Here is a 1,546-nt window from a genome sequence, read left to right on the forward strand (position 1 = left end):
GCGTTGCAACCACCTGGCCTTCTTTGACGCCCACCATGACGCCGCATCCTGTTCCGCAGAAGCGGCAGGGTGCCTTCGACCATTTGATTTCGAGTGCACCTACACCGCCCGGCACTGGCTGCGCGAAGGCAGGTAGTGTGATGCCGGCCGTGGCCGCCGCGACCGCAGCCGCATGCGCCCTGAGAACTTCACGCCGCGTCAGTTCGGTCATTGCTTCCGGTCTCCTCCGTTTCGGCATGCTCGAAAACCATGTTCGCCGCGATCACCCCGTCGAGGGTGGATATCGCCGACAGGCAGTCTCCGAGAATGCCCGTGCTCGTGCCTTCGATTACGACGACGATCTTTTTGCCCTGATGCGCATGGACCTGGACATTCGCCATGTCATCGAGTTGTGCCAGTACGGCTTCCTGCATTGACGGCAGCACCATGATGACGGCGCTCGAAATGTGATAGGTGCCCGCTATGTCACGCATGTGCTGCCCCCTGCGCCAAATCCCGGACCTTGATGGCGGTGACGGGACAGACGCTGATGCATGCGCCGCAACCGTTACAGGATCCTTCGTCAAGAACAGGCAGGAAAGGTCCCCCAGCTTGAGGACGGAAACGGATCGCCTGCTCGGGGCAGGCGTCGCGACATGACTGACACTCGACCCGGTTTTGGGCCAGACAGCTGTCAGTGATTAGGGCCACGTGTGGGAAACGACGCGATGATTTGCCGTGAAAGACCTGCTCGGGACAGGCCTTCGCGCATTCGCCGCAAAAGGTGCATTCGCCAATCGAAAAATTAACTGTCGGCATATCATCGACAAGGCTGATGATATGAGTGGGACATCTTTCCAGACAGCTGCCGCAGCCGCTGCAGGCCAGCAGACCATCGTCTGTCGCTCCGGGCGGAAGGATGCGCCGAAATTTGGGTGCCTGTCGCCCACCAAAGAAAGCCCGTCTTGAAACGCTCGTTGCCATCATTGTGAGCTCTCAATGAGAGGGAGGGCCCGGCGGCCCGAAAATGATCTGCAGCATCCAGACGAGGAACCCATAGCCGCCGACCACGCCCACGGCGACAAGCGGCCAAATGCCGAATGCAAGCACCAGAAACGTGATGATTTCCACCCGCCGCCGCGATCGACGCGTCTCTTTCGGCATTGGCAAGCCGGACGACTTGGACATCAACGCTTCCTTCCCGAAACGCCAAGCCTCGCGATTTCTGCTGAAGTCAGGACGTCTAGGGCACGGATCGTAGATATCCTGTCGGGGGCCTTGTTGATGTCGATAATGCAGTGCCAAACGGAAGAAGGAAGTACGTTACAGTAACGCTCACGTAAATGTGGTCTCGCGCGTTTAATTCACGACAGATTCTTCCCACGACACCGCCGATGACGGGTGATTGAACCGCATGTCCGCTTTGGGCAATCCCAGACCCTGGTGCCGAGTGGTGGATGTCCGTTTTTCGCATCGGATGTCTTGGTAACGGACGGTCTGCCGTCGGCCCCATCTAGGTCATTCTTTCAGGTCAGGGCTAGCGGCCGTTCCTGGCGCGAAGCGGACG

4 protein-coding genes are annotated in these 1,546 nt (G+C 59.1%); all 4 read right to left on the minus strand.

Annotation, left to right across the window (positions count from 1 at the left end):
* A partial coding sequence (locus ACXJ5O_RS26560) for a twin-arginine translocation signal domain-containing protein (RefSeq protein ID WP_457302520.1) occupies positions 1–211 on the minus strand: 211 nt, incomplete at its 3' end.
* Positions 189–473: a chaperone NapD gene (locus ACXJ5O_RS26565; protein ID WP_457302521.1), complete on the minus strand. Its 285-nt coding sequence runs from the start codon at positions 471–473 to the stop codon at positions 189–191. The genes ACXJ5O_RS26565 and ACXJ5O_RS26560, both read right to left, overlap by 23 nt.
* Positions 466–966 carry a ferredoxin-type protein NapF gene (napF, locus tag ACXJ5O_RS26570; RefSeq protein ID WP_457302522.1) on the minus strand — a complete coding sequence of 167 codons (501 nt, stop codon included), beginning with the start codon at positions 964–966 and terminating at the stop codon, positions 466–468. The genes ACXJ5O_RS26565 and napF overlap by 8 nt, the downstream gene beginning before the upstream one ends.
* A gap of 9 nt (positions 967–975) precedes the next feature.
* A complete protein-coding gene (gene napE, locus ACXJ5O_RS26575; protein WP_457302523.1) occupies positions 976–1,143 on the minus strand; it encodes a periplasmic nitrate reductase, NapE protein in 168 nt (55 codons plus the stop codon).
* Positions 1,144–1,546: the final 403 nt, after the last annotated feature.

The organism is Phyllobacterium sp. P5_D12 (assembly GCF_054049495.1).